7 protein-coding genes are annotated in these 6,817 nt (G+C 65.3%); 1 reads left to right on the top strand and 6 read right to left on the bottom strand.

The genetic code is table 11. The features are described 5' to 3' along the window. Positions 1 to 87: 87 nt before the first annotated feature. The 6 genes from AC1D00_RS20395 to napE form a co-directional block, all read right to left on the bottom strand. On the bottom strand, positions 88 to 1,203 hold the full coding sequence (locus tag AC1D00_RS20395; RefSeq protein ID WP_477011904.1) for an ATP-dependent DNA helicase: 1,116 nt from the start codon (positions 1,201 to 1,203) through the stop codon (positions 88 to 90). A 308-nt stretch (positions 1,204 to 1,511) separates the two neighbouring features. Then, complete coding sequence (locus tag AC1D00_RS20400; protein ID WP_025576772.1) at positions 1,512 to 2,165, bottom strand: NapC/NirT family cytochrome c; 654 nt, start codon at positions 2,163 to 2,165, stop codon at positions 1,512 to 1,514. Beyond that, positions 2,162 to 2,632 (bottom strand): nitrate reductase cytochrome c-type subunit, encoded by a 471-nt coding sequence (locus tag AC1D00_RS20405; protein ID WP_025576771.1) that lies wholly within the window; start codon positions 2,630 to 2,632, stop codon positions 2,162 to 2,164. Before AC1D00_RS20405 ends, AC1D00_RS20400 begins: the two co-directional genes overlap by 4 nt. Further along, positions 2,629 to 5,142: a nitrate reductase catalytic subunit NapA gene (gene napA / locus AC1D00_RS20410; protein ID WP_477011905.1), complete on the bottom strand. Its 2,514-nt coding sequence runs from the start codon at positions 5,140 to 5,142 to the stop codon at positions 2,629 to 2,631. Before napA ends, AC1D00_RS20405 begins: the two co-directional genes overlap by 4 nt. Positions 5,143 to 5,158: 16 nt before the next feature. Beyond that, positions 5,159 to 5,503: a chaperone NapD gene (locus AC1D00_RS20415; protein ID WP_477011906.1), complete on the bottom strand. Its 345-nt coding sequence runs from the start codon at positions 5,501 to 5,503 to the stop codon at positions 5,159 to 5,161. 25 nt (positions 5,504 to 5,528) lie between these two features. Further along, a complete protein-coding gene (gene napE, locus AC1D00_RS20420; protein WP_477011907.1) occupies positions 5,529 to 5,714 on the bottom strand; it encodes a periplasmic nitrate reductase, NapE protein in 186 nt (61 codons plus the stop codon). A 220-nt stretch (positions 5,715 to 5,934) separates the two neighbouring features. Between napE and AC1D00_RS20425 the strand changes: the two genes are divergently transcribed. Next, a partial coding sequence (locus tag AC1D00_RS20425; protein WP_477011908.1) for an AraC family transcriptional regulator occupies positions 5,935 to 6,817 on the top strand: 883 nt, incomplete at its 3' end.

A 6,817-nucleotide genomic window follows, 5' to 3' on the forward strand; every position in this document is an offset into this window, starting at 1 on the left:
CTGTGGGTATGGGTCCCGGATCTGCGCTTCGCTTGTCCGGGACGACGCGCGGAGGTTGAGCCGGCGGCGTCGCCAAAGCATCGACGCTTAAACGACAATACTCAACCTTTTCGCTGCGCGCGTAATCCCCGTGTAAAGCCACCGCGCCCGGCTATCCTGAAACGCAAAACTCTCGTCGAACAGCACGACGTCGTCCCATTGCGAGCCCTGCGACTTGTGCACGGTCAGCACGTAGCCGTAGTCGAACTCGTCATAGGGCTTGCGCTGCTCCCAGGCGATCTGCTCGACGCCGCCCTCGAAGCAGTCGGCGCGCACCGAGACCTTGGTCACCTTGTGGCCAAGATCCTCGTCCGGCGACAGCCGCATGCTGAGGATGCGCGATTTCGAGCGCGAGGTGTTCCGCGACTTCACGCGCCACAGGCCGCCGTTGAACAGGCCCTTCTTGCGGTTGTTGCGCAGGCACACCAGCTTGTCGCCGGCGACCGGAAAGACGTCCTCGATGTTCTGGCGCTGCCGCACCCGCATGTTGTACGCGCGTCGCGTGTTGTTGCGGCCGACCAGCACCTGGTCGGCGCCCATGACGCGGTCGGGATCGAGCTCCTTGCGCGATACCACCTCGCTCTCGCCATAGCGGCCGATATCGAGCTCGCGCCCTTCGCGGACGTCCATCGACATCCGCACGATCGGATCGTCCTGGGCCTGGCGGTGCACCTCGGTCAGCATCGCGTCGGGCTCGGTGTTGGTGAAGAAGCCGCCGCCCTGGATCGGCGGCAGCTGCGCGGGATCGCCCAGCACCAGCAGCGGACAGTCGAACGACATCRGGTCGCGCCCCAGTTCGGCATCGACCATCGAGCATTCGTCGATCACGATCAGCTTGGCTTTGGACGCCGGCGCGTCGTCCCACAATTCGAAGCTCGGCTGCTCCTCGCCGGATTCGCGGGCGCGGTAGATCAGCGAGTGGATGGTGGAGGCCTCGTCGCAACCCTTGTTGCGCATCACCAGCGCCGCCTTGCCGGTGAAGGCGGCGAACTTCACCTCGCCGTCGACGCCCTCGGCGATGTGCCGTGCCAGCGTGGTCTTGCCGGTGCCGGCAAAGCCGAACAGGCGAAACACGGGCGGCGTGCCATTGCGGCCGGGCTTGGCCTTGAGCCAGTCACCGACGGCCTTGAGGGCGGCATCCTGATGCGGGGTGAATGTGGGCATATCTGTCTTGAGGAGGGGCGAGCCGAAGCGATTCGCCATCCCTCAAAACTAACCATTCGGCCCGCCGGTTCAAGCGCAGGGCAATCGCATTTGAGGCCGTTGCTCTGCAGCCCATCCTTCGAGACACCCGCCTTTGGCGGGCCCTCAGGATGAGGACGGAGTGTGTGGCAGCAATTTCGACCGGAAAAGTGCCGCTCAGCCTCATCCTGAGGAGACCGCTGGAAGCGGTCGTCTCGAAGGACGAGGCGCGCGCTCCCCCGCCAGGAAGTCATGTGCGTTTGCCCCAGGTACAAGCGGGGCGGGCGATCCTATTGCCAGCCGGGAACGCCGCGCATGTCGGGCAGATGGTGGGCGATGCCCTTGTGGCAGTCGATGCAGGTCTTCTCCCCCGTGAACAGGAAGCGCTGGTGCGCCACCGAAGCCCGCGGCGACTGCTTCGTGATGTCCATGGAATCGGCGCTGTGGCAGTTGCGGCACTCCAGGGAATCGTTGGCCTTGAAACGCGCCCATTCATGCGCGGCAAGCTCCAGCCGGTGATCCAGAAACTTCTCGCGGGTGTCGATCGTGCCGAAGATCTTGCCCCAGACTTCCTTGGAGGCCTGCATCTTGCGCGCGATCTTGTCGGTCCAGTTGTGCGGCACGTGGCAGTCCGGGCAGGTCGCGCGCACGCCGGAGCGGTTGCTGAAGTGGATGGTCGACTTCAGCTCGGCATAGACGTTGTCCTTCATCTCGTGGCAGCTGGTGCAGAACTTCTCGGTGTTGGTCAGTTCCAGCGCGGTGTTGAAGCCGCCCCAGAAGATCACGCCGGCGGCAAAGCCGGCCAGCACCAGCACGCCGAGCCCGAACACCGAGCTCGGCCGGATCAGCACCTGCCAGAGCTCGCGCGCGAAGTCCCAGCAGCGCAGGATAAAGCCACGCTTGGCTTCCACCTTTCCCTTGGGCTCGTCAGCAGCCGTCGTCATCGGCGGCCACCGGGGCTTGCGCGCGACAGCAGCGTGTCGATGTCGGTGAAGTCGTTGCTGACGGGCGGCGTGGCGGTGTTCTGCGGCACGTGGCATTCCGTGCAGAAGAAGCGCCGCGGCGAGATCGAGGCCAGGAACTGGCCGTCGCGGTCCATGAAATGCGTGATCGAGACCATCGGCGCCTGCGATTCCGCGGTGCGTGCCCGTGCATGGCAGGACAGGCATTTGTTGCCGTTGAGGTCGATCTGATAGCCGTCGATCGTGTGCGGGATCACCGGCGGCTGCTCCGGATAATTGCGCACCTCCCGCTCGGACGTGTTGCGGTTCGGGAGCATCGGCGGCGCCGGGCCCTCGTCATTGAGCGGGGCCGGGCCGCGCAGGCCCGACGTCACCGTCTGCGCAGTCAGAGAGCTCGCGCCCGCGGCGATCGCGACCGCGAGCAGGGCCATGCCAAATCGTTTCATCATGACACGTTCACCCGCTCGATGCGCACGGCGCATTTCTTGTAGTCGGTCTGCAGCGAGATCGGATCGGTGGCATCCAGCGTCACCTTGTTGATCATCTTGGATTCGTCGAACCACGGCACGAACACGAGGCCGCGCGGCGGCCGGTCGCGGCCGCGCGTCTCGACGCGGGCGCGGATGAAACCGCGACGGGATTCCACCTTCACCTCGTCGCCGCGCCGGAGCTTGGCTTCCGACGCATCGTCGGGATGCATGAAGCAGACCGCCTCGGGGAACGCCTTGTAGAGCTCGGGCACGCGGCGCGTCATGGTGCCGGAGTGCCAATGCTCCAGCACGCGGCCGGTCGAGAGCCAGAACGGATATTCGCTGTCGGGCGATTCCGCCGGTGGCTCGTAAGGCAGGGCGAAGATGCGCGCCTTGCCGTCGGGATAGCCGTAGAACTGCACGTCGGTGCCCTGCTTGACGTAGGGATCGCTGCCCTCGCGGAAACGCCATTTGGTTTCCTGGCCGTTGACGACGGGCCAGCGCAGCCCACGCTCGCGGTGATAGGCCTCGAACGGCGCTAGGTCGTGGCCATGGCCGCGGCCGAACGAGGCGTACTCTTCAAAGAGTCCCTTCTGCACGTAGAAGCCGAATGCCTTGGATTCCGCGTTGGCGTAGCCTTCCTCGATCTCCGAGGTCGGAAACTTGTCGACCTGGCCGTTCTTGTAGAGCACGTCGAACAACGTCTTGCCGCGAACCTCCGGCTTCTTGGCGATCAGCTCCTCCGGCCAGACCTCCTCGATCTTGAAGCGTTTTGAGAACTCCATGAGCTGCCAGAGATCGGACCTGGCCTCGCCGGGCGCGTTGACGAGTTGGTGCCAGAACTGCGTGCGCCGCTCGGCATTGCCGTAGGCGCCTTCCTTCTCCACCCACATCGCGGTCGGTAGGATCAGGTCGGCGGCCAGCGCCGTCACCGACGGATAGGCGTCCGAGACCACGATGAAATTGTCGGGGTTGCGGAAGCCCGGATAGGTCTCCTCGTTGGCGTTGGGGCCGGCCTGGAGGTTGTTGTTGACCTGCACCCAATAGGCGTTGATGAGGCCGTCCTTCAGCATCCGGCTTTGCAGCACGGCGTGGGCGCCGTTCTTGTCGGGAATGGTGCCTTCGGGCAGCAGCCAGAGATGCTCGGTCTTGGTGCGGTGTTCCTTGTTGGTGACGACCATGTCGGCGGGCAGGCGGTGCGAGAAGGTGCCGACCTCGCGCGCGGTGCCGCAGGCCGAGGGCTGGCCGGTCAGCGAGAACGGGCTGTTGCCGGGCGAGGAGATCTTTCCGGTCAGAAGATGGATGTTGTAGACGAGGTTGTTGCACCAGACGCCGCGGGTGTGCTGGTTGAAGCCCATGGTCCAGAACGAGACCACCTTGGTCTTGGGATCGGCATAGAGCTCGGCAAGCGCCTCCAGCCGGTTCATCGGCACGCCGGACATCTCGGCTGCCTTCTCCAGCGTGTAGTCCGAGACGAACTTGACGTACTCGTCGTAGCTCATGTCGGTGGAGTCGTTGGCTTTCGCCGCGCCCGTCGCCTTCTTCTGCAGCGGATGCTCGGGCCGCAGCCCATAGCCGATGTCGGTCTGGCCGCGCCTGAAGATCGTATGCGCGGCGACGAAGTCCTTGTTGACGCGGCCGGTCTTGATGATGTGGTTGGCGATGGCGTTGAGGATGAAGAGGTCGGTCTGCGGCTTGAACACCATGCCAATGTCGGCGAGGTCGAACGAGCGGTGCTCGAAGGTCGAGAGCACGGCGACGCGGACATGCGGCGCGGACAGCCGGCGGTCGGCGAGGCGCGTCCACAGAATGGGGTGCATCTCCGCCATGTTGGAGCCCCACAGCACGAAGGCGTCGGTCGCCTCGATGTCGTCATAGCAGCCGGCCGGCTCGTCGATGCCGAAGGTGCGCATCATGCCGGCGACGGCGGAGGCCATGCAGTGCCGCGCATTGGGGTCGATGTTGTTGGTGCGGAAGCCGGCCTTGAACAGCTTTGAGGCCGCATAGCCTTCCCAGATCGTCCACTGGCCGGAGCCGAACATGGCGACGCCGTTCGGGCCGCGCTTCTTGAAGGCTTCCTTCCACTTCGCCTCCATGATGTCGAAGGCTTCGGTCCAGGACACCGGAGTGAAGTCGCCGTTCTTGTCGTATTTGCCGTTCGTCTTGCGCAGCATCGGCTGCGTCAGGCGGTCGTGGCCGTACATGATCTTGGAGAGGAAGTAACCCTTGACGCAGTTGAGGCCGCGGTTGACCTCGGCCTTGATGTCGCCGTGGGTGGCGACGACGCGGTTGTCCTTGGTCGCGACCATCACGGAGCAGCCGGTGCCGCAGAAGCGGCAGGCGGCCTTGTCCCATTTCAGTTCGCTGTTGTCGCGCTCGGCGACGAGATTGGCGGCGAGCGCAGGTGCCGGGAGCCCAGCGGCAGCGGCCGCGATCGCAGCGGCCTCGAGCTTCAGCATCTGGCGGCGGTCGAGCTTCGGCGATGTCATGATGGCTCTTCCTGACTCAGGCGGTTTCGATGGCGTGGAAGACGAGCGCGGCCGAATAGACGTTCGGCAGCGACTGGATGGTGTTGAGCAGGGTGCCGAGGCTGCCGGCATCCGGCGCCTCGGTCACGACGACGAGCTTGCCGCGCGGATCGCGGCCGTGAATCTCGCAGCCGGGCAGCGCGGTGATCTCGGCTTCCAGCTCATCCAGGCGCTCGGGGCGCGCCTGCACGATGATGCTGGCGATCTCGTAGCCTGGCGGCGCGACGACGCGGTCGGCGGTGAGCACCCGGCCGGTGATCAATGCGCGGCGGTTGAGTGTGGCTTTGTCGAGTAAGCCTTTGTTCAGTGAAGCTCGGGCCATGACGCCTGTCTTTCGCTTTCGGGGATCAATGCGGGGAGGGCGGTGGGCCGGGAGGGCCGGCGAACATCTGGTAGATCCAGACGCCGAGCCCGTAGGAGCCGACGGTCCCAACCGCGAGGGCGGGCATCACGATCGCGGTCAGGAACAGGAAGGCGAAAATTTCCATGCGCTTACGGCGCACGCGCCCAGTCGTGTCGTCAGGGGCCGACATATTCGGTCTCTTCGAAATGGTATGGGAATCGGGACGGCATCCGGGCCGTTGCCTTGCCGCACTTTAGATACGTTCGAGCCGTTAACGCGTTGATCTGGATCAATTCATCGACTTGCAGCGGGGACCGCAGCAGTGGCCAAAGCCGCAAGTTTGGGTTGTGCACGCGCGAAGGCGATGCGAGAGTTGAGCTCTCGAATGGGGTTCCCAGGGTGTGAACGGGATGGGGCTCACGGCCATCGATCTTGGGCTCCGCGGTGCGACGAGCGGCGTGTTCCTGCTGATCATTCTCGTGGCGCTGCTGCGTCGTGCGACCGGTCAACATGCTCTGTTGGGCATGGCCATGTCCGCCGGAGGGGTCTTCTACGCCGTCGCGACCGCCCCGTTCTTTCCCAAATCGTCATGGTGGTGGGTGTTGCCGATCCTGTCCGCGCAGCCTGCGGTATTCTGGCTGTGGGCGCGCGCGGCGTTCGACGACGATTTCGTGCTGAAGCGGTGGCACGGCGCCCTGTGGCTGAGCATCGTGGCCTATGGGTTTGCGATTACGCTGGGCTGGTCGCACTGGCCCGCTTTGGCTGGCGCAGGCGGGCGAGTCCTGGCGCTGGCCACCCTGGTGCTGGCCCTCGCTGCCGCGGTTCAGACGGTCAAGACCTGGGGGGCCGATCTGGTTGCGCGCCGCCGCCGGCTGCGGCTGGCGATGCTTGCGATCAATGTCGTGCTCATCGCGGCCGTCGCCGTCGCCGGCTTCGCCGCAATTCSTGTCGCGGTTCCCGGCGCGCCCGGCAGTCTCCCGACCGCGCTCGGCCTGTTCGTGGTGGCCATGCTTGCCGGCCTCGGCCTGTTCAGCGCGCCGGCAGTGGCTGTCGACGATGCCACGGCTGCGATTGCATCCGACGATACGCGGAAGCAGGCCCGGATTGCCGATCGCGCCGCTGCGGGGCGGGTCGCGATCGATCCCATCCTGCTGCGGCGCCTCGACCATCTGATGACCGTGGAACGAACCTACCGGCAGGAGGGTCTTGCGATCGGCGCGCTGGCGGCACGGCTCGACGTTCCCGAACACCGGCTGCGCCAGGCCATCAACGAAGGGCTGGGCTATCGCAACT

It is taken from the genome of Bradyrhizobium sp. P2_E8 (assembly GCF_056403875.1).